The sequence below is a fragment of the Amycolatopsis sp. NPDC023774 genome (assembly GCF_040639695.1).
Taxonomy (GTDB): domain Bacteria; phylum Actinomycetota; class Actinomycetes; order Mycobacteriales; family Pseudonocardiaceae; genus Amycolatopsis.
Genome location: NZ_JBFAAJ010000003.1, coordinates 53,837 through 73,113, shown reverse-complemented (window position 1 = coordinate 73,113; position 19,277 = coordinate 53,837). Strand labels below are relative to the sequence as shown.

General features: G+C 70.1%; 18 protein-coding genes and 1 pseudogene. 15 read left to right on the top strand and 4 right to left on the bottom strand.

Annotated elements, in window-relative coordinates; genetic code table 11:
• Positions 1 to 4 precede the first annotated feature (4 nt).
• A complete protein-coding gene (locus AB0F91_RS09845) occupies positions 5 to 901 on the bottom strand; it encodes an ABC transporter permease (protein ID WP_360596420.1) in 897 nt (298 codons plus the stop codon).
• A gap of 25 nt (positions 902 to 926) precedes the next feature.
• Positions 927 to 1,874, bottom strand: a complete 948-nt coding sequence (locus tag AB0F91_RS09840) for an ABC transporter permease (RefSeq protein WP_360596418.1) — start codon at positions 1,872 to 1,874, stop codon at positions 927 to 929.
• A gap of 354 nt (positions 1,875 to 2,228) precedes the next feature.
• Here AB0F91_RS09840 and AB0F91_RS09835 point away from each other — a divergent pair, with 354 nt between their 5' ends.
• From AB0F91_RS09835 to AB0F91_RS09810, 6 genes are read left to right on the top strand one after another with little or no spacing between them, the layout of a single operon-like run.
• The gene (locus AB0F91_RS09835; RefSeq protein ID WP_360596416.1) at positions 2,229 to 3,866 is read left to right on the top strand and encodes an ABC transporter substrate-binding protein; all 1,638 of its coding nucleotides are present in this window, start codon (positions 2,229 to 2,231) and stop codon (positions 3,864 to 3,866) included.
• The gene (locus AB0F91_RS09830) at positions 3,863 to 4,843 is read left to right on the top strand and encodes a Gfo/Idh/MocA family oxidoreductase (RefSeq protein WP_360596414.1); all 981 of its coding nucleotides are present in this window, start codon (positions 3,863 to 3,865) and stop codon (positions 4,841 to 4,843) included. The genes AB0F91_RS09835 and AB0F91_RS09830 overlap by 4 nt, the downstream gene beginning before the upstream one ends.
• A complete protein-coding gene (locus AB0F91_RS09825; protein ID WP_360596412.1) occupies positions 4,840 to 5,577 on the top strand; it encodes an SDR family oxidoreductase in 738 nt (245 codons plus the stop codon). The genes AB0F91_RS09830 and AB0F91_RS09825 overlap by 4 nt, the downstream gene beginning before the upstream one ends.
• Before the next feature lie 20 nt (positions 5,578 to 5,597).
• Entirely contained in the window at positions 5,598 to 6,524 is a 927-nt protein-coding gene (locus AB0F91_RS09820) for an allantoinase (RefSeq protein WP_360596410.1), read from the top strand.
• Positions 6,521 to 7,327 carry a sugar phosphate isomerase/epimerase gene (locus AB0F91_RS09815; protein WP_360596408.1) on the top strand — a complete coding sequence of 269 codons (807 nt, stop codon included), beginning with the start codon at positions 6,521 to 6,523 and terminating at the stop codon, positions 7,325 to 7,327. Before AB0F91_RS09820 ends, AB0F91_RS09815 begins: the two co-directional genes overlap by 4 nt.
• Positions 7,324 to 8,085 carry an SDR family oxidoreductase gene (locus AB0F91_RS09810; protein WP_360596406.1) on the top strand — a complete coding sequence of 254 codons (762 nt, stop codon included), beginning with the start codon at positions 7,324 to 7,326 and terminating at the stop codon, positions 8,083 to 8,085. The genes AB0F91_RS09815 and AB0F91_RS09810 overlap by 4 nt, the downstream gene beginning before the upstream one ends.
• 60 nt (positions 8,086 to 8,145) lie before the next feature.
• On the opposite strand, the gene AB0F91_RS09805 is transcribed toward AB0F91_RS09810, so the two are convergent.
• Entirely contained in the window at positions 8,146 to 8,868 is a 723-nt protein-coding gene (locus AB0F91_RS09805) for a GntR family transcriptional regulator (RefSeq protein ID WP_360596404.1), read from the bottom strand.
• Entirely contained in the window at positions 8,865 to 10,214 is a 1,350-nt protein-coding gene (locus AB0F91_RS09800; protein ID WP_360596402.1) for an amidohydrolase family protein, read from the bottom strand. Before AB0F91_RS09800 ends, AB0F91_RS09805 begins: the two co-directional genes overlap by 4 nt.
• A gap of 81 nt (positions 10,215 to 10,295) precedes the next feature.
• On the opposite strand from AB0F91_RS09800, the gene AB0F91_RS09795 reads away from it, so the two are divergent.
• The 9 genes and pseudogenes from AB0F91_RS09795 to AB0F91_RS09755 all read left to right on the top strand — a co-directional run bounded on the left by AB0F91_RS09795 (position 10,296) and on the right by AB0F91_RS09755 (position 19,233).
• Positions 10,296 to 11,060 carry an SDR family oxidoreductase gene (locus AB0F91_RS09795; RefSeq protein ID WP_360596400.1) on the top strand — a complete coding sequence of 255 codons (765 nt, stop codon included), beginning with the start codon at positions 10,296 to 10,298 and terminating at the stop codon, positions 11,058 to 11,060.
• Between the two features lie 396 nt (positions 11,061 to 11,456).
• Complete coding sequence (locus AB0F91_RS09790) at positions 11,457 to 12,410, top strand: LysR family transcriptional regulator (RefSeq protein ID WP_360596398.1); 954 nt, start codon at positions 11,457 to 11,459, stop codon at positions 12,408 to 12,410.
• Between the two features lie 118 nt (positions 12,411 to 12,528).
• Positions 12,529 to 13,884, top strand: a complete 1,356-nt coding sequence (locus AB0F91_RS09785) for an MFS transporter (RefSeq protein ID WP_360596396.1) — start codon at positions 12,529 to 12,531, stop codon at positions 13,882 to 13,884.
• Positions 13,885 to 13,988: 104 nt separating this feature from the next.
• Positions 13,989 to 15,608: a dihydroxy-acid dehydratase gene (locus AB0F91_RS09780; RefSeq protein ID WP_360596394.1), complete on the top strand. Its 1,620-nt coding sequence runs from the start codon at positions 13,989 to 13,991 to the stop codon at positions 15,606 to 15,608.
• 9 nt (positions 15,609 to 15,617) lie between these two features.
• Positions 15,618 to 16,907, top strand: coding sequence for an FAD-dependent oxidoreductase (locus tag AB0F91_RS09775; protein ID WP_360596392.1), 1,290 nt, complete (start codon positions 15,618 to 15,620; stop codon positions 16,905 to 16,907).
• Between the two features lie 3 nt (positions 16,908 to 16,910).
• The gene (locus AB0F91_RS09770) at positions 16,911 to 18,206 is read left to right on the top strand and encodes an aconitase X catalytic domain-containing protein (RefSeq protein ID WP_360596390.1); all 1,296 of its coding nucleotides are present in this window, start codon (positions 16,911 to 16,913) and stop codon (positions 18,204 to 18,206) included.
• On the top strand, positions 18,203 to 18,622 hold the full coding sequence (locus AB0F91_RS09765; protein ID WP_360596388.1) for a DUF126 domain-containing protein: 420 nt from the start codon (positions 18,203 to 18,205) through the stop codon (positions 18,620 to 18,622). The genes AB0F91_RS09770 and AB0F91_RS09765 overlap by 4 nt, the downstream gene beginning before the upstream one ends.
• Positions 18,619 to 18,864 (top strand): annotated as a pseudogene (locus AB0F91_RS09760) (hypothetical protein); the annotation flags it as partial. The gene AB0F91_RS09765 and the pseudogene AB0F91_RS09760, both read left to right, overlap by 4 nt.
• A gap of 6 nt (positions 18,865 to 18,870) precedes the next feature.
• Entirely contained in the window at positions 18,871 to 19,233 is a 363-nt protein-coding gene (locus AB0F91_RS09755; RefSeq protein WP_360597109.1) for a cation transporter dimerization domain-containing protein, read from the top strand.
• Positions 19,234 to 19,277 lie beyond the last annotated feature (44 nt).

The window sequence follows — 19,277 nt, the reverse complement described above, 5'->3', positions numbered from 1 at the left end:
GAGGTCAGGCGTCCAGCACGCGCTGGAAGCCGTCGGCGACGAGGTTGACGGCGACGACCAGCGTCGCCAGCGCCAATGCGGGGAACAGGACGATCCACGGTGCGACCTGCAGGTAGACCTGGCCCAGCGAGATCGTGAGACCCCAGTCCGGTGACGGCTGCTGGATGCCGAGCGTGAGAAACGACAGCGTTGCCGACGTGAAGATGGCGTAGCCGAGCCGGACCGTGCCTTCGACGATGATCGGACCGGTCACGTTCGGCAGGATCTCGGTGAACATGATCTTCGGGCCCGACGCGCCGGCCAGCTTGGCGGCCGCGACGTATTCGAGTTCCCGCTGGGTGAGCACCGCTGCCCGCACGGTGCGCGCGACACCGGGGACGAACGTGACGGCGATGAGGAGGATCACCGGCAGCTCACCGGAGCCCAGCACGGTGAGCACGAGCACGGCGATGATCACGAGCGGGAAGGCGAGCACCGCGTCGACGATGCGCATCGCGACGTCGTCGAGCACGCCGCGGTAGTACCCGGTGAACAGGCCCAGTACGACGCCGCCGAGGAGACCGAGCGCGGTGGCCGCGGGGGCGATGGTGAGCACCGGGGAGGCGCCGGCGAGCAGGCGCGAGAACACGTCCCGGCCGAGGTTGTCCGTTCCGAACAAGTGGACACCCGACGGGCCCTGCAGTGTCTGCAGGAAGATCTGCTGTGGATCGTGCGGCGCGAAGGCATGCCAGAAGATGGCGTCGACGACCCAGAACAGCAAGATCACCGCACCGATGAGGAACGTGGGGGAGCGCAGCAGACCGCGCACGATCTCGCGCCGGCGGGCCTTGGCGGCCGTGGACGCCGGGCGGGGCGCCGCTTGGCCGGTGGCAGGCGCGGCCATCGTCTCGGTTGACGTCATGAAAGCTCCTTCTCGTCCGGCCGGGTCACGCCGCAGCGAGCCGGATGCGGGGGTTGAGCACGCCGTAGAGGAGGTCGGCGCAGAGGTTCGCCACGGTGTAGATCACCGCGATCACGAGCACGGCCGCCTCGAGTACCGGGAGGTCGTGCCCGGTCGCCGAGGTGTAGATGAGCTGGCCGATCCCGGGGTAGTTGAAGAGCTTCTCGACTACGACGAGGCCGCCGACTGCGTACCCGACCTGGGCGCTGACGACCGTGATGGCCGGCAGCAGCGAGTTGCGCAGGACGTGCTTGCCGATGACTCGGCCTGGTTTCAGTCCTTTGAGGACGGCTGTGCGCACATACGCGGATTCGAGCACGTCGACCGTGCCCGCGCGCGCCATGCGCGAGATATAGCCGAAGAGGACGAACATCAGCGGGATCGCCGGCAGCATGAACTGCCGGAACACGTCCACTACGTCGGGCAGCGGCACCGAGGACGAGACCGGGAACCACTTGAGCGACACCCCGAACACCACGAGCAGCACCGTTCCGGCGACGAACTCAGGCAGGGCGATGAGGGACAGCCCGGTCACGGAGATCGCGCGGTCCGTGAACTTGTCCCGCCTCAGGGCTGCCAGCACGCCGAAGCCGAGCGAGATCGGCACGGCGATGACGAGCGCGAACCCGCCGAGCAGCAGGGAATCCCCGAGGTGTCCCAGCACGAGGCCCGTGACCGGCTCCTGCAGGAGGTAGGACTTGCCCCAGTCGCCGTGGAGGAAGCCCCACATGTAGTCGAGGTAGCGCACGGGCAGGGGCCGGTCGAGCCCGAGTGAGTGGTTCAACTGCGCGACCTGGTCGCTGGTCGCGTACGGCCCGAGGATCGTGCGTCCCACATCACCGGGGAGCACCTGCGAAACCGCGAACACGATGATCGACACGAGCAGGAGCGTCAGCACGCTCAGCCCGAGCCGTTTGGTGATGAATCCGATCATGTCTGAGCCCAGCCTGTCGTCTGGTGGGGCGCACCCGGGGAGAACGCCGGGGAGGTGGTTTGTCACGGGCGAGCACCACACCCGCCGGTTGATATTCTGTATAGCGTATCTATCACTCGGGAGGGAAGCAACGGTTCGCCGCGGTCTCGTCGTGTTACGTTCTTGTTGCTCAGCGTGCGGCAATACTGCTGGTCAGGGCAGAATTGCGGCGGGGTCAAGTGGGACGCTGGCCGGGCTGGGGATTGTGCTCAGTAGGCCGAGAGAGCTAACTTATATGGAATATCAAATCCCGATCTGAGTCTGAGGATCGGAACCCGGTGACGCCGTTCGGTGCGCCCGAGTGAGGAACTGCCGATGGACGACTACGAGTACCACCTATTCGAAGAGGTGCGGGCCCGGCGGCTGAGCAGGCGCGGATTCCTGCGTCGGGCCAGTGTGCTGGGGCTCGGCTTGCCGGCCGCGTCGGCCATCCTCTCGGCCTGCGGTCAAGGCGGTGGCATCAACTCCGTGCCGGCGGTCGGCCCGCCTCGCCGAGGTGGCACGGCGAACGTCGCGATCACTCGGCCGGCCTCGCTCGTGGACCCGGTGACGCTCTACAACCAGGGCGGTCAGACGACAGCCCAAATCGCCGGTGAATACCTGTGCTTCCCGCGCGCGGACTACACCCTGGACCCGCGGCTCGCGGTGTCGTGGTCGGCCAAGCGACCGGACACCTGGACCTTCGTGCTCCGGCAGGGGGTGAAGTGGCACGACGGCAAGCCCTTCACCGCGGACGATGTCGTGTACACGATGAACCTGCTGACGGATCCGAAGGTCAACTCCTCGGCGCTGTCGGCGTTCAAGGGAATCTTCTCGCACGGCAACATCGAAAAGGTCGACAACCACACGGTCACATTCCACCTCGATCAGCCGTTCGTGGACTTCCCCTATCTCGTCTCGGCATTCAACTTCAACGCGATCATCTTGCCGAAGAACTACCAGATCGGTGACTTCGCGAAGGGGCACGTCGGGACGGGCGCCTTCGTCATGACCGGCTACCAGCCAGAGTCCGGCGCCACCTTCGCGCGCAATCCCGACTACTGGGACAAGCGCTACCCCTACCTGGACAACCTGCGCCTGACCTACTACGCGGATGACAGCACCATCGCCCTCAACATGCAGGGCGGCAAGGAAAACGTGTGGCCGATCGCGCCGCACCAGAGTGCGCAGGCCCTGCAGGAAACCCCGAACATCAAGATCATCAAGAGCCCGTCGAGTGAGTACCGCGGGTTCCACATGCGAACCGACCAGGCGCCGTTCGACAACCCGTTGGTGCGGCAGGCCGTCGCCGCGTGTTTCGACCGCCCCGCGCTGGTTCAGGCCTTGCTCGGCGGTGACGGCGAGGTCGGCAACGACCACTCGTTCGCACCCGTCTTCCCGGTCTCGAAGCAAGCGATTGCCCAAGTCCCCCAACGCAAGCAGGACTACGCGCTGGCGAAGTCACTGCTCGCCCGCGCAGGGCACGCAGGCGGTTTCCCGGTCACGCTGACCACCGAGCAGTACCTGGAGATCCCGCAGTACGCGGTCCTGGCGCAACAGGCGCTGAAGCCGGCGGGAATCAATCTGCAGCTCAACGTGCAACAGCAGAGCGCCTACTACGGCACGGGCAACAGCCAGCCCTGGCTCGAAGTGCCGATGGGCATCGTCGACTGGGGTGCGCGCGGCGTCCCGAGCCAGGCGATCCTGCCCGCGTACACGTCGGGTGGCATCTGGAACGCCGCCCACTGGAAGAACCCTGACTTCGACCGCGCCTTCGCCGATCTCAACGCCTCGCTCGACGAGCAGACCCGGCTCAAGGCCGCCGCGCGGATGGCCGCGATCCAGCACGACCAGGTGCCGGCGGTCATCGGCTACTGGATCAAGAACCTGCGCGTGACCGGCGTGTCCATCGGCGGTCTGGCCGAAGGCCCCGCGAACCACTTCGACCCGCGAACCCTTTGGAGCGCAGTATGAGCACGGCGATCGGGCTGGTCGGCCTCGGCTGGATCGGCGAAAGCCACCTCACGGACCTCGCCGGTCGTGCGGACGTGGAGATCCGGGCCGTGTGTGATCTCGATTCCGAGCGGACGGCCGAGTTCGCGGGACGCTACGGCGCTCAGGCTTGCACGGACGTCGACGGGTTGCTCGCTACGGAGCTCGACGCCGTGTGGATCTGCACTCCGCCGCAACACCACCTGGCGCCGGCGCGGGAAGCGTTCGCTCGCGGCATCCCGGTTTACCTCGAGAAGCCCGTCGCCCGCGACCTCACTGAGGCGACGGAGCTGACCCGGCTCGCCCAGGATTCCGGGGTGGTGTGCGCCGTCGGTTACCAGTGGCGCGCGCTCGAACTGCTCGACGCCGTGCGATCGGAGCTGAAGTCTTCCGACGTCGTGAGCCTGTCCGGCTACAGCGTGGGTCCGACCGAGGCCCGGCCCTGGTTCCTCGACCAGGCCCAGGGCGGTGGCAATCTCCTGGAACGCGGGAGCCACCAGATCGACCTGGCCCGGGCGGTGGCCGGCGAGGTCGAATCCGTTTTCGCGTCCGGCAGCACCGTGCGTGTCGACCGGCCCGGCGTCGCCGCCCGCAACATCGACGACGCGCTGACCCTGGTGCTGCGCATGACCAACGGTGCCGTCGCGACCATCGTGATCGCCTGGACGCCGGCGGACGTCCCGGGCCGCTACGGCCTGGACGTCGTCACAGACTCCGGGGTGCTGAGGATGGCGCTCGACCCGGAATTCAGGATGACCGGACGCAACCGCGGCCTGGAAGTGTCCGCAGGGGTAACCGAAGAGCCGTTCAGCGCGTCGAACTCGCGGTTCCTCGCCGCGGTGAAGGCGGGTGACCCCGCCGCGGTGGCCTGCACCCCCGCCGATGCCCTGGCCACTCTGCGGGTCGCGCTCGCGGGCGAGGAAGCGCTCGTAACCGGACGAACGGTCGCGGTGCCGTGACCGCACCGAACGTCGTCGTCACCGGCGCGGCCTCGGGAATCGGGCGTGCCGTGACGCAGGTGTGCCTCGCCGCGGGCGCGCGCGTGGCCGGTTTCGACCTCGGCGCCGGTGCCGCACATCCCGGTTACGAGGAGACGTACTTTCCGCTGGCGGCCGACGTGTCGGACGAGGGGTCGGTGAGCGCGGCGGCCGAGGCGATTCGGACCGAGTTCGACGGCGTCGACTGGCTCGTCAACTGTGCCGGGATCGGCGGGTACACCGGCGACGTCACCGAGACCCCACCGGAGTCCTGGCGGCGAACGCTGGACGTGAACCTGACTGGTGCGTACCTGGTGTCCCGCGCGGTGTTGCCCCTGATGCGTGGCAGGTCAGGCGCGGCCGTCGTCCACGTCAGCTCGCAGTACGGCATGGTCGGCGGCGCCGGGTTTCCGGCGTACTGCGCGGCGAAAGCCGGCCTGATCGGGCTCACCCGGGCAATGGCCGTCGACCACGCGCCGGACGGGATCCGCGTCAACTGCGTGTGCCCGGGGCCGACCGACACTCCGATGCTCGCGTGCAGCGGCCGGGACGAAACCGGCGGCCGCGAGGCCGAGCGCGTGCGGGACCGGAACTTGTTCGGCACCCCCGCGCCGCCGCAGGACGTCGCCGAGACGATCGCGTTCCTGCTGGGACCGCGCTCGGCCTCGATGACCGGTGCCGTCGTCCCCGTGGACGGCGGCTGGACCGCAGGGTGAATCACGAGAGGGAGCGGATGGTGGCAGAGACCACGCGCGTACGGGATTTCGTCGGGTACGGGCGGCATGCCCCGCGGGTGCGGTGGCCCGGCGAGGAGAAGCTGGTCATCAACATCGTCGTCAACTACGAGGAGGGCTCGGAGTACTCCGTGCTCGACGGCGACGACCACAATGACGGTTGGGGAGAGTACGACTACGAGGTCGACCCGCCGATCCGGGACTTCGGCAGCGAGACGCACTACGAGTTCGGCAGTCGAGTCGGCATCTGGCGGCTGGCCCGGCTGTTCGACCGGTTCGACGTGCCGGTCACGATCGGCGCGTGCGCCACGGCGCTGGAGCGCAATCCCGAAGTGGCCCAATGGGTTCGGGAGAGCCGGCACGACGTGATCGGCCACGGCTACCGATGGCTGGAGTACAACCGCGTGGACCGGGAGGTGGAACGTGAGCACCTGCGGCTGGCCGTCGAGTCGCTCGAACGCACGACGGGGGAGCGGCCACTCGGTTGGTACCTGCGGTCGTTCCCGAGCGAGCACACGCTCGACCTGCTCGTCGAGCAAGGCGGCTTCCTCTACGACTCCGACGTGTGCAACGACGAGCTGCCCTACTTCACGGAAGTGTCCGGGCAGCAGCTGCTGATGGTGCCGTACTCGAAGGTCTACAACGACACTCGTTACCTGTTGAACCCGACATACGGCTCGCCGTCGCAGTTCTTCGAGAGCATGCGCCTCGGGATCGACTACCTCTGCGACGAGATCGACCACGGGCTCGGGCCCAGGATGCTCACGGTCGGGCTCCACCCGCGGTGGAGCGGGCAGGCGAACCGGGCGAGCGCCGTGCGGGATCTGCTGGAGTACGTGTCGGGCAAGGAAGGTGTGTCGTTCATGCGGCGCCTCGACATCGCGCGCTGGTGGCTGGACCACCACGCCGAGTGGACGGGGGCTCGATGACCGCGGTACCGCTCGCCGTCGCGAGCGCGGCGCTGCCGGACCTGGCTCCGCGGCGGCTGTGCGCAGTCGCCGCGGAGCACGGGCTCGACGGCGTCGAGTGGGGCGTCGGGGTGGGGCATGCCCTGGCGCTCACCGCGTCGGACGCCCAGCTCGCCGCCGTGGCCGGCGCCGCCGAGGAAACCGGGCTAGCCTGCGCGGGCGTGGCGGTGCACGAACCGGACGCCCTCGCCTACTCCGGCCCGCTGTGGCAGCGGGTGTGCGAGCTGGCCGTGGCGCTCCACGCCCCGCACGTGCGGGTCTACGCGACAGGCCACGGCATCGACTTCGACAGCGACTTCACCGGCCTGCGCTCGCAGCTGGCGGACAAGGCCGCCGAATGCGCAGCGCGTGGTGTGCGGCTCCTGCTCGAGCCGGCTCCCACGACGCTGGTGCCGGATCCGTCGCTCGCGCGGCGGGCGCTGTCCGATGTGGACGTCGACCACGTCGGTGTGGTCTACGACCCAGGCAGCCTCGCCCGCGAGGGGTGGCAGGACCCGTTCCTGGCCACCGGTGTGCTGGGGCCGTTGTTGCGGCACGTACACGTGAAGAACGTCGCGCCCGAGCGGGCGGAGGACGGGACTTGGGTGTGGCGGCGCACGGCGCTGGACACCGGGATCGTCGACTGGGCGCGGGTGTCGGACGCGCTCGAAGCGGCCGGCTACTCCGGTTGGTTCGTGCTGGACCACCTGAGCTCCCAGGAGCCCGGCAGCCTGGCCACCGACCTTGTCCAGCTGAGGAAACTGACGGAGATGAGCCGAACGTGAGCGACCTCAGCGGCCGCGTGGCCGTGGTGACGGGGGCGGCGTCCGGGATCGGCCGCGCCATCGCGTTGCGCTTCGCCGAAGCCGGTGCGCACGTCGTGGTCGCGGACCGGGTGCGTGAAGCGTGGCACGGTGGCGAGCCGACCGACGAGCTCGCGGAGAGTGCCGTCTTCGTGGAGTGCGATCTGGCCGATCCGGTCGCGGTGGACGGCCTGGTGCCCGAAGCCGTCGCACGCTTCGGGCGGCTGGACGTGCTCGTGAACAACGCCGCGACCAGCGTCGGGCACGAGCTCCTCGAGACGACAGACGACGAGTGGAACCGGGTTCTCGCTGTCAACCTGACAGCGCCGTTCGTGCTCAGCCGTGCGGCGGTGCGGCAGATGCTGACCCAGGAAGGGCGGCCGGAGGTCCGCGGCCGCATCGTGAACGTGACGTCGCAACACGGGATCGTCGCGGCGCGCGAGGACACCGCCTACGGCGTGTCGAAGGCCGCCTTGAGCCAGCTGACGCGCCAGATCGCGGCCGAGTACGCAGGGCGCGGCATCGTCTGCAACGCCGTGGCGCCCGGCAAGATCGAAACCGGCCCGAGTCCGCGCGCCGGCGACCCCGCGTGGCAGGAGTACTGGACGAGCCGCACTCCGTGGCCGCGCCTCGGCCGTCCCGAGGACGTCGCCCGCGCTGCGCTGTACCTGGCCGGCGACGACGCCAGCTACATCACGGGTACGACGTTGATGGTCGATGGCGGCTGGACCGCCCGCTGACCGGACCGGTGGCGTGGCGACCAGCCCGTCACGCCACCGGTCCATCCGACGACGACGTGGTCAGGCGTGCTGCGGCGCCCCGTGGTCGGTCAGATACGCCACCACGTTGTCTCCGACGGACCGCACGTGTTCTTCCATGAGCTTGCTCGAGAGCTCGACATCGCCGTCCAGCAGCGCCTTCGAAATGGCCATGTGCTGGCTCGCGCACACCGGCGAGGCATCGATGCCGGGAAGGTCGCGCTGGCGCAGCGCGATGATCATCGCGTTCGCGTCGTCGATGAGGCGCGCGAGCCTGGCATTGCCGGTGGCCCGCGCGATCGTCGTGTGGAAGGCCTCGTCGGCGGCGCGGTACGCGGCGAAGTCGCGCTTGTCCGCGGCGACCACGGTGCGCTCGGCCTCGTGCCTGGCGGCGAGGAGGACGTCGCGGTGACCACGTTCGGCGGCCAGGCGCGCGGACTTCATCTCGAGCGCTTCCCGCACCTCGTACGCGTCCCGCAGCCGGACCGCGGACGGTGTGACGATGCGGTCCGCGCGAGGGCCGTCGGACTCGACCAAACCGACCTCTTTGAGGCGCAGCAGCGCCTCGCGCACCGGTGTCTTGCTGACACCGAGCTGCTTGGCGAGGCCGGCTTCGGTGACGCGGCTCGCGGCGGGCAGCTTCCCGTCCACGATGGCCTGACGGATGGTGTTGTAGACCGACATCGCGAGGCTGTCGGGACGGGGCGCGAGACCGAGCGAAGCCTCGCCCGCGCTCTCCTCGGTCCTGTGCGTGAGTTCCGTCATCGCGTCTTCCCTCCCCTTTCCGGAATCAAGTGCCGTCCCGGCTCCCCGGAACCGGTGAACTCGCCTTCGTGCACCAGTTCGCGCCCCCGCGTCCAGACCGAGCGGATCCGGCCGCGTACCGCCGTGCCCGCGTATGGGCTGATGCTCGTGCCGTCGGCGAACGAGGACTCGTCCGCCACCCACCTCTCAGCAGGATCCCACAACACCAGGTCGGCGTCGGCGCCCGGCGCGATCCGGCCCTTGCGGGGGTGGCCGAACGCGTCGGCCGGACCGGTGCAGAGAACGTGCACGAGACGGTCCAGCGGGACGCCGTTGTCGAGGCCCCACGACAGCATCAGCGGCAGTCGCGCGCCGATGCCGGGGATGCCGTAATGAGCGTCGCCGCACGGCGAGATCCGCCGGTCGACTTCGGTTCGCTCCTGCGAGTGGTCGGAGCCGATCGTGTCCAAGGTGCCGTCGCGCAGAGCTTCGCGAACGGCGGCGACGTGGTCTTCGGCTCGCAGCGGGGGAGCCACGAGCAGTGCGCCCGCGCGAGGCCCGTCGTACTCGTCTTCGGTGAACAGCAGGTGGTGGAGGCAGGCTTCGGCGGTCACTTCGGTCTCACCGGCCGCCCGCGAGGCCCGCACGTGGTCGATCGCCTCGCGGCTCGACAGGTGGGTCACGTAGAGACGTCCGCCGGCGAGCCCGGAGATCCCGAGTGCCCGGCGCACGGCGACCTCCTCGAGCACCGGTGGGCGCACACCGCCGAACGTGCGCGGCCCGCGGCGGCCCTCGGCCGAGGCTTCTTCGACGAGCGCCTCGACCATCTCGCCGTCCTCGCAGTGGACCTGGACCGGCAGGCCGGCGGCCTTCGCTGCCAGCATCGTCCGGTACAGCCCGTCCCCGGTCGCCATGATCCCCAGTTCGGGGTAGGCGAGGAAGACCTTCACGGCGTCGGCGCCGAGCTCGGCCAGCTCGGCCACGTCGGCGGCGGTGAGCTCGTTGGGGCGGTAGCACATCGCGTGCAGGCCGAGGTCCACGGCTGCGAGGTCCTGCGCCACGAGGTCCTGGGCCCGCTTGAACGCGGACACGGTCGCCTCGCCGTCCTCGGGCAGGGAGAACGACAGCGCGGTGGTGGTTCCGCCGAGCGCGGCCGCGCGGGTCGACGGGGTCAGTCCCGCCATGAGGTGACAGTGCGGATCGACTCCGCCGGGCAGGACGTGCAGGCCGTCGGCGTCCACGACCCGCTCGGCGCTCACGGTCCCGGGCTCGTGGATCGCGACGATCCGGCCATCGGACACGGCCACGTCGGCGAGCCGCGTGCCCGTGGGCGTGGTCACCAGGCCGCCGCGGAATGCGAGCTTCACATCGTGCACCTCCTGAGGTTAGCATGACGGAACTTCATACAGCGAATATGTTATGCGCTGTCCCCAGTGTGAGAGGTGTCCATGGATCTCGGTCTTTCGGAACGCGTGTACGTGGTGACCGGCGGTACGAGCGGGTTGGGCTACGCCACGGCGGAGGCGCTCGTCCGCGACGGAGCGAAGGTCGTCGTGTCGTCGCGCGACGAGGAAAAGGTCGCGAAGGCCGTCGCTTCGCTGGGCGACGCGGCGACCGGGGTCGCCGTCGACAACGCCGATCCCGACGCTGCGCGCCTGCTCACCGAGGCCGCACTGGCGGCGTTCGGCCGCGTCGACGGCGCCCTGGTGAGCGTCGGCGGGCCCAAGCCCGGGGTCACCACGGCCGTCAGCGACGAGGTGTGGCGGCAGTCGTTCGAGAGCATCTTCCTCGGTACGGTCCGGCTCGTGCGGCACCTGGCTCCGCTGCTCGCGAAGAGCGAGGACCGGGCCGACGGCGGGGCGATCGCCTTCGTCCTGTCGAGCTCGGCCAAGACGCCGCTGCCACGGCTCTCCGTGTCCAACGGGCTGCGCGCGGGTCTGGGCATGCTGGTGAAGGACCTGTCCGACGAACTCGGCCCCCAGGACACCCGGGTGCTGGGTCTCCTGCCCGGCAAGGTGCTGACGGACCGCACTCTCGCGCTCGAGAAGGGCGACCCGGAGGCACGGGCCCGGGCCGAAGCGGCCATCCCGCTGCGCCGCCTCGGCGACCCGGCCGAGTTCGGACGCATGGCCGCGGTCCTGCTCTCGCCGGCCGCGTCCTACGTGACCGGGAGCCTGGTCTCGATCGACGGCGGAGCCATCCGCGCGCTGTGACCACTCGGGCCGCAACGGCCTTCCGGCGAGCTCATCGAGGAGGGCGACGGCCATCAGCTCGCCGTGCACCGCCCCGAAGCGGGCGAGGGCTTGGCGGTGCACTCGGGTGACGACCAGCTCCGGAACGGCGTCGGCCAAGAGAACTTCCTCTCGTCTCGTCTGCTGATCGCCGGCAGGACTTGGTCGCCGGCTCGGAGCCCGCATCGGGAGCGCGGCACGGCGGGAACCCCGACGCGCAGGCCGGGCCCCTGGGAAGCGCCGTTCGGGTCCTGGCGGAAGAGCACAGCGGTGCCCGGCCTCCGCCCGTGGCCCGGGAGACACGGCACAGCGCCTCGCCGCGGCGACCCGGCCCCGTAAGGTGACGGGAATGGTCGGGCACACAGACGGCGGGGCGGGATGAGCCGCCGTACGTCGCAGCTGGCCGGGCTCGACCTCAACCTGCTCGTCGTCCTCCGGGAGCTGCTGCGGGAGCGCAACGTGACCCGCGCGGCGGAGCGGGTCGGTGTCAGCCAGCCGGCGTTGAGCGCGGCGCTGGCGCGGCTGCGGCGGCACTTCGAGGACGACTTGCTGGTCCGGGCCGGGCGCGGCTACGTGCTCACGCCGCTGGCCCGGCAGCTCACGCGTCAGGTCGAGGACGTGTGCGCGGCCGCCGAGCAGCTGTTCGCCACCGGTTCGAGCTTCGCGCCCGACACGTCGGTGCGGGAGTTCACGCTGCTGATGGCCGACTACACGCTCACCGTGATCGGGCAATCCCTCGCCGAGCTGTTCGAGCGGGAGGCGCCACGCGCGCGGCTGCGGATCCGGCTCGTCCGGGAGTCGCTCAGCGCCGACCTGCCCCGGGTCGTCCGGTTCGTCGACGGGGTGATCGCGCCGCCGATCGAGCTGGAGGAGCAACCCAAGCTCCGGTCGGTCGAGCTGTTCCGCGACGAGTGGGTGTGTGTCGTGTGGGCGGGCCACGAGCTCGGCGACGCCGCGCTCACCCTCACCGACCTGCAGCGGCTGGACTGGGTGGTGCCTTATCACCGGGAGCCGGGGGTGGCGCTGCCACCGGTGCCCCGCAGGCTCGCCGCGCTGGGCATCGCGCCGCGGGTCGCGCTGAGCGTCGAGAGCTACCAGGCCGTGCCCGCACTGGTGGCCGGCACCCACCGGATCGCGCTGGTGCAACGCCGCCTGGCGCTCCAGTTCGCCGAGCGGTTCGACCTCAGGGTGCTCGAGTGCCCCGGCGAACCGGAGGGGATCGTGGAGAGCCTGTGGTGGCACGACGATCTCGATCCCGACCCGGCGCACGCGTGGCTGCGCGAGGCGCTGCGCGGCATCGGCGAGGGGCTGCGTGACCATAACCCAGGCTGATAATCGGGATCAGCATTTCTGACTTCCGGGCCCTGGTGCGGATTCCTAGACTCTTTCGGTGGCAGCGATATATCGCATCGGTGCGGTATTCGTGATCGGAAGGAATTCCTGGATGTCGATGACCGTACCCCTGACAGAAGAGCGACTGACTCCCGAAGCACGACGATCGGTCGTCGGCGGCATCCTCTCGCTGTTCGTCGACAGCTTCGACATCTATCTGCCCGCGCTCGTGCTGCCGGCGGTGATGGACTACTTCGAACCCGCCTCGATGTCGGCCACGACGAAGGTCACCCTCGTGACCGTCATCTTCGTCGTGACCCTGCTGGGACGGCCGATCGGCGGCCCGATCTTCGGCAACCTGGCCGACCGGATCGGGCGGCGGCGCGTCACCATGATCACCGGGATCGGGTTCACGATCGTGACCCTGCTGATCGGCCTCATGCCGGGGTACGCGAGCTGGGGCTACGGGTCGATCGTCGGGCTGATCCTGCTCCGCCTGATCGGCGGGATCTTCCTGGGCGGCGGATACGCGGGGCCGGTTCCGCTGGCGATCGAGCGCTCGCCGATGCGCCGCCGTGGCCTGGTCGGCGGCGTGATGGCCGCCGGAGCGCCGGCCGCCATCACGCTCATCAGCGTCATCCAGCTCGTCGTGCTGGAGAGGTTTTCGGGCCCGGCGCTGCAATCCTGGGGCTGGCGCATTCCGTTCTTCTTCGGGTTCCTGCTCGGAATCGCCTACGTCGTGTATTACTCGCGCGTCAAAGAGGTCGATCTCGAGGAGCTCAAGAAATCCCGGGAAGGAAATCGCGCGCCGCTCTTCCAGCTGTTCAACCGGCGCAACATCCGCGGTTTCGGCCAGGTATTCCTCCTGATGACCGGAATGTGGTTCGCCGCGCAGATCGTCCTGTCGTTCATGCCCGGGCTCCTGGTCGGGGTCCTGCACCAGAACCCCTCGGACGTCAGCACGTTGGAGATCATCGCCAACGTCGCGACGATCGTCGGCATGATCGCCGCCGGGGTGTGGGGACAGCGGATCGGCCGCCGCAAGCTGTTGCTCGGCTGCGCCGTGGCGATCACCCTCGGGGCCAGCCTCGCCTACGTGCTCCTCGTTCTGCTCGCCCGTTCCGGGGCCGGGTTCCTGCCGATCGGGATCGTCGCGGTCGTCGCCTTCGTGCTGCCCAACGCCCCGCTCGGCTGCCTGGTCGTCTACCTCAACGAACGCTTCGGCGCCGGCGTCCGCTCCTCGGGTTACGGCACGGTCTACACCCTCAGCCTCATCCTGCCCGCGCTGTACAGCGTCTGGATCACCGTGCTGCAGGCCGTGCTGCCCTACGAGTACACCGCCGTGGTGCTGATCGTCATCGGCGGTGTGCTCTTCTTCGTCGGTGCGTGGATCGGCCCGGAGACGCGGGGCACCGTGCTGCTCGGCGAGCCGGCCGGGGCGGCGGCACCGCACGCGGACGCCGCGTCCGAATGATCCCGCAACCGACCCCGGAGGTCACGATCACCAGGCCAGGGCCGCGCAGCAACCACCCGGTCGGATCACCCCGGTGGGCGACGACCCGGACGCAGTGGAAATCGATGGGCTACACCGACGAGCAGATCCGGCGCCCCAAGATCGCCGTCGTCAACTCGTCCTCCGGACTGGCGCCCTGTTTCGCCCACCTCGACGCGATCGCCTCGGCGGTGAAGGACTCGATCGACGCCGCGGGCGGGCTGGCGTTCGAAATCCGGACGGTCGCTCCGACCGACTTCATCATGGCCGCCGGCCGTGGTGGTGGTTACGTCCTGTCGGGCCGCGACCTGGTGTCCTACGACATCGAAGCCGTCGTCGACGGGGCCCAGCTCGACGGAATGGTCTGCCTGGCCTCGTGCGACAAGACCACCCCCGGGCAGCTGATGGCCGCCGCGCGCACCGACGTGCCCACGCTGGTCATCGCCTGCGGCTACCAGAGTTGCGGAGCCCTCGACGACGGCCGCCGCGTCGACATCGAGGACGTGTTCGTCGACGCCGGGAAGCTGGCGTCGGGCGCGATCAGCTTCGACGACCTCTGCGCCATGTCGGACCGGGCGATCACCGGCCCCGGCGTCTGCACCGGCATGGGCACGGCCAACACGATGCACATCGTCGCCGAGGCACTCGGCATGGCACTGCCCGGCACCGCGCCGACCCGTGCCAACAGCGACACCATGTGGGCGGCGGTGCGGGCCTCGGGCGCCGCGATCATGGCCGCGGTCGAGGCCGACCGGCGGCCCAGCACGGTGATGACACCGGGCGCGGTCCGCAACGCGGTGGCGGCGGTGATCGCGGTCAGCGGGTCGATCAACGCGGTCAAGCACCTCGAGGCGATCGCCACCGAGCTCCCCGGCGACTTCGACGTCCACGGCCTGTTCGAGGAGCTCGGACGCCACGTCGGTCCCCTCACCGCGGTGCGGCCCAACGGGCCGGCGTCGATCGAGGAGTTCGACGACGCCGGCGGTGCGCGCGCGGTGCTGGCCCGGCTCGGCGACATCGTCGACGGCTCGGTCGCGACAATGAGCGGCCGGACGATGGCCGAGAACCTCGCCGGCGTGGCGGTGGACCCCGCCGTGATCAGAGCCGAACCGATCCGGCCGGAATCGACGATCGTGCTGATGCGGGGGAGTCTCTGCCCCGGCACCGGGATCGTGAAGCTTTCGGTCACCGAGACGCGCGCACGCGCTTTCCGCGGCCCGGCGCGGGTTTACGAGTCGGCGCCGGAGGCCACGGCGGCGATCGAGCGCGGCGAGGTTCAGCCCGGCGAGGTACTCGTTCTCCGCGGGCTCGGCGTCACCGGAACCCCCGGGATGGGCATGGCGTCGGCCGTGGTCTTCGCGCTCAACGGTGCCGGGCTGAGCGAGCAGGTCGCCTTCGTCACCGACGGGCAGCTCTCGGGGCTCGTCAACAAGGGCATCGTCGTCGGGGAGGTCACCCCCGAAGGCGGGGTCCCCGGCCCGCTCGGTGTGGTGCGTACCGGGGACGAGATCGCGATCGACGTCCCGGCTCGCACCGTCGAGCTGCTCGTGGAACCGGCCGAGCTCGAGCAGCGGCTCGCGGACTACCCCCGCACCCGCTCTCCACAGACCTGGCCGGCTCGCCCGGGTTCGTGGCTCGGGGTGTACGCCGACGCGGTGGAACCGCTCGACCGTGGCGCGACGCTGCGCCGTTCTTCTTCGTCCTAAGGAGTTTTGTTGCCTCACGCACTGACCGATCTGCGGGTGAACACCGTCACCCGGCCCGCCGACCGCTCCGGGGAATCGCTCGAAGCCGACATTCTCGTCGTCGGCGCGGGCATCGCCGGCCTGACCGCGGCGATCGACGCGAAACGCCGCGGCCGCGACGTCGTGCTCGCCGACGCGCTTCCCGTCCTGGGTGGACAGTGCGTGAACTCCATGATCGGGCTGTTCTGCGGGATCTACGGAAACGCTCCCGAGTACCACCAGCTCACGCACGGGATCTTCGACGAGATGTTCCCGGCGCTGGAGCGTTCCGGCGACATCGCGTACAACCGCACGCACACCCAGACCGTCCCCTACGACGAGGTCGCGTTGGGCCGGTGGTTCGAGAACCTCGTCTCGGAGCTCGGGATCAGGGTTGTCCTGGGTGCCTCGATCAGCGGGGTCGGCATCGACGGCGGAGTGATCGAGCGGGTGGACTTCGCGAGCCGGTATGGTCCGGTTTCGGTGCGCGCCAAGGGGTTCGTGGACGCGACCGGCGACGCGGCGCTGGCGTGGGAAGCCGGGCTGCCGTGCCGGGTGCCGGAGCGGACGGTGTGGGGCTCGCAGCAGATCCGGCTCACCGGCCTGGTCGAGTCGGCCAAACCCGACCCGGCCGAACTGGTGGCCCGCATCGACGAGAAAGCCGACGAGTACGGCCTCATCCGCCGTGACGGGCTCGCCTTCTTCTTCCCGGGACGCAACACCGCCGTGATGAACATGACCCACGTGGAGGCGCCCCTGACCGCGGTCGCGGCGACCGAGGCGCAGCTGCGGGGACGGGCGCAGGCAGACCGGGTCGTCGAGTTCCTGCGCACCGAGTTCCCGGCGGCGTTCAAGGACGCTTCCGTGCTGGCGTACGGCTTTCCGGGCCGGCGGCAGACCCGGTGGCTCGCCGCCGATCACCAGCTCACGCTCGACGAGGTCAAGCAGGGCACCGGTTTCGAGGACGCGGTGGCGCGGACGGCGTGGCCGGTGGAGCTGCACGACCGGGCGTCGGGCTACGCGTGGGAGACGTTCGGGCCGGACCACGTGCACTACGTCCCGCTGCGCAGCCTGACCTCACCGGGTGCGCGGAATCTGGTCGCGGCCGGACGGTGCGTCGACGGGGACGCCGCGGCTTTGTCGAGCGTTCGGGTGATGGGCCCGTGCTCGGCGATGGGCAGCGCCGCCGCGCACACGCTGGACCTGACGCTGGGCGGCGATGTCCACGACGTCGAGCTGACCGCGTTGCGTGACCGCATCCGCGACAACGTGGAGGGCTGAGCGATGGTGCGGCTCACCGATGAAGAGAAACGGATGCGCGATGGTGCCGAAGGCAACGCGGTCGCGGCGGCGATGGACCTGCTGATCCGCTACGCCGACGCGTTGGGCGCCGAGCGGCTCTGCGAGACGCGCAACGTCGCGGGCACGACCACACAGCCTTCGCCGGCCAAGGAGAAACTCGTGGCCGAGGGCGGCTGGGCCAAGGCCTTCTCGGTGATCAGCCTCGACTGCGACGACGACCTCGAAATCCCACCGATGCGGGTCCCGACCTGCCAGCTCCAGCACGGGTTCGGCGAAGACGCCCGCGGCATCATGCCCTACCCGGAGCACAAGATCGACCTGCAGGCCGAGGCCGAGTCGTTCGCCAGCAGCCGCGGGGTCAACGTGCTCGCCACCTGCACGCCCTACCAGGTCGGCAACCTCCCGACCTACGGCGAGCACGTCGCCTGGATGGAGTCCTCGGCGGTGGTCTACGCCAACTCGGTCCTGGGCGCGCGCACCAACTGCGAGGGTGGTGCGTCGACGGGCGCCGCGAGCCTGACCGGGCGGATCCCGTGCTGGGGCAACCACCACCGGGAAAACCGCTACGGCACGCACCTCATCGAGACGACGCTGGCGCCGAACGGATTCCAGGACTGGGGGATGCTCGGCTACTTCGCCGGCGACGTCGTCCAGGAGGAGCGGCCGGTCGTCGTCGGTGAGCTGGGCAGCCCGGATCTCGCGGACGTCAAGCACTTCGGTGCCGCGGCCGCGTCCTCGGGTGGCGTGGAGATGTACCACCTGCCGGGCCGGACCCCGGACGCGCCGACTCTCGAAGCCGCCTTCGGGGGTAGCTCGATCCCCGAACCGATCCGGTACGGCGAGGCCGAGCGCCGGGCGGTTTACGAGTCGCTGAACTCGATCGGCGACAGCGAGGACGTCGACTTCGTCCTGCTGGGCTGCCCGCACGCTTCGCTGGAGCAGGTCGGCCGGGTCGCTCGCGCGCTGGAGGGGCGCACGCTGTCTGCCGGGTGCGAACTGTGGCTGATGACCCCTCGCGCGTTGCGGACGGTCGCCGACCGCAACGGCTGGACCGAAACCATCCGGCGGGCCGGCGGGCGCGTTCTCACCGACTCCTGCCCGGCGATGTCGCGCGTCGCCCCGGCCGGCACGAGGGTGTTCGCGACCGACTCCGCGAAGCAGGCCCACTACCTGCCCGCGATCCTCGGGATCGAGGCGTGGTTCGGCACACTCGAAGAATGCGTCGACGCCGCCGTCACCGGTCGCTGGCGCGGCTCGCTCGGGAAGGCAGTTCGATGACCGCGCCCGGGGTGCTGCTGCACGGCCGCGGCATCGTGCCCGGGCGGGTCGTCGGCGAAGCGCTCGTCTCCCGCGAAACGATCTCGGGCTGGGGCGGCATCGACCCGGCGACCGGCACGATCATCGAACGCCGCCATGAGCTGTTCGGCGTGTGCTTCACCGGGAAAGTCCTGGTGTTCCCGGGTGCCAAGGGGTCCTCGGGGTGGTCGGGCTTCTTCCAGTCCACGCGGCTGCTCGGCACCGCGCCGCTCGCGATGGTCTTCACCCGCCTCACGACGAAGGCCGCGCTCGGCGCGATCGTCACCCGGGTTCCCGCCGTCACCGACCTCGACGACGACCCGGTCGCCCGCATCACCACCGGCGACCTCGTCGAGGTCGACGCCGATCGCGGGCTGGTCCGGGTGCTCCCACGCTGACGCCCGGGGCCGGCACGGAGAGTGTCGGCCCCGGTCACTTCCGTGATTTCCCGGGCGAGCCCGGGGCAACGAGATCGTCGCCCGCTACCGGGTTCACCGTCGGCCGGCAGATCGGCTCGGCCGCGTGGGTCGCCGACGGGCTGCACGCCCGCACCGTCGGATTCACCAGCCTCGCGGTCCTGCTCGCCGCCGGCGGCTCCGCGATCGGCTGGCGCCGGGCCGACCCGGTCGTCGGCCTGCTGATCACCGTGGCCATCCTCTCCGTGCTCTGCGGCGCGGCGAAGGAAGTGTTCTCCCGCATGCTCGACGCGATCGACCCGGTACTGCTCGACGCCCGCCGAACAGACCCTCGCCGCCCCGCCCCGCCCGGCGTGCGAGGGGGCGCCACCATTCGGCTGCGCTGGGTCGGACACACCCTCATCGCCGAATCCGAACTCGACGTCGAGCCCACCCTGCCCCTCCTGCAGACGCACGCGATCGCCCACGACGCCGAGCACCGCCTCAGCGGTAAGCCATCGCCTACGGGCCCCTCTTTCGGCCATCCTCGCCCGTGTCCTGGTCGCCGCGCGGCGGGACCGTCCCCGCCCGGCGACACCTGTCCGCGAGCGTAACCGGCCAGGAAAAGCCCAGGTCACCACCCGCCGGGTGAGTGGTC

Bases quoted from the DNA above. Each gene is read 5' to 3' on its own strand.
- AB0F91_RS09835 (WP_360596416.1), top strand. From the start codon at position 2,229: ATGGACGACTACGAGTACCACCTATTCGAAGAGGTGCGGGCCCGGCGG.
- AB0F91_RS09765 (WP_360596388.1), top strand. From the start codon at position 18,203: ATGACCGCGCCCGGGGTGCTGCTGCACGGCCGCGGCATCGTGCCCGGG.
- AB0F91_RS09830 (WP_360596414.1), top strand. From the start codon at position 3,863: ATGAGCACGGCGATCGGGCTGGTCGGCCTCGGCTGGATCGGCGAAAGC.
- AB0F91_RS09815 (WP_360596408.1), top strand. From the start codon at position 6,521: ATGACCGCGGTACCGCTCGCCGTCGCGAGCGCGGCGCTGCCGGACCTG.
- AB0F91_RS09845 (WP_360596420.1), bottom strand. From the start codon at position 901: ATGACGTCAACCGAGACGATGGCCGCGCCTGCCACCGGCCAAGCGGCG.
- AB0F91_RS09795 (WP_360596400.1), top strand. From the start codon at position 10,296: ATGGATCTCGGTCTTTCGGAACGCGTGTACGTGGTGACCGGCGGTACG.
- AB0F91_RS09785 (WP_360596396.1), top strand. From the start codon at position 12,529: ATGACCGTACCCCTGACAGAAGAGCGACTGACTCCCGAAGCACGACGA.
- AB0F91_RS09770 (WP_360596390.1), top strand. From the start codon at position 16,911: ATGGTGCGGCTCACCGATGAAGAGAAACGGATGCGCGATGGTGCCGAA.
- AB0F91_RS09790 (WP_360596398.1), top strand. From the start codon at position 11,457: ATGAGCCGCCGTACGTCGCAGCTGGCCGGGCTCGACCTCAACCTGCTC.
- AB0F91_RS09780 (WP_360596394.1), top strand. From the start codon at position 13,989: ATGGGCTACACCGACGAGCAGATCCGGCGCCCCAAGATCGCCGTCGTC.
- AB0F91_RS09840 (WP_360596418.1), bottom strand. From the start codon at position 1,874: ATGATCGGATTCATCACCAAACGGCTCGGGCTGAGCGTGCTGACGCTC.
- AB0F91_RS09805 (WP_360596404.1), bottom strand. From the start codon at position 8,868: ATGACGGAACTCACGCACAGGACCGAGGAGAGCGCGGGCGAGGCTTCG.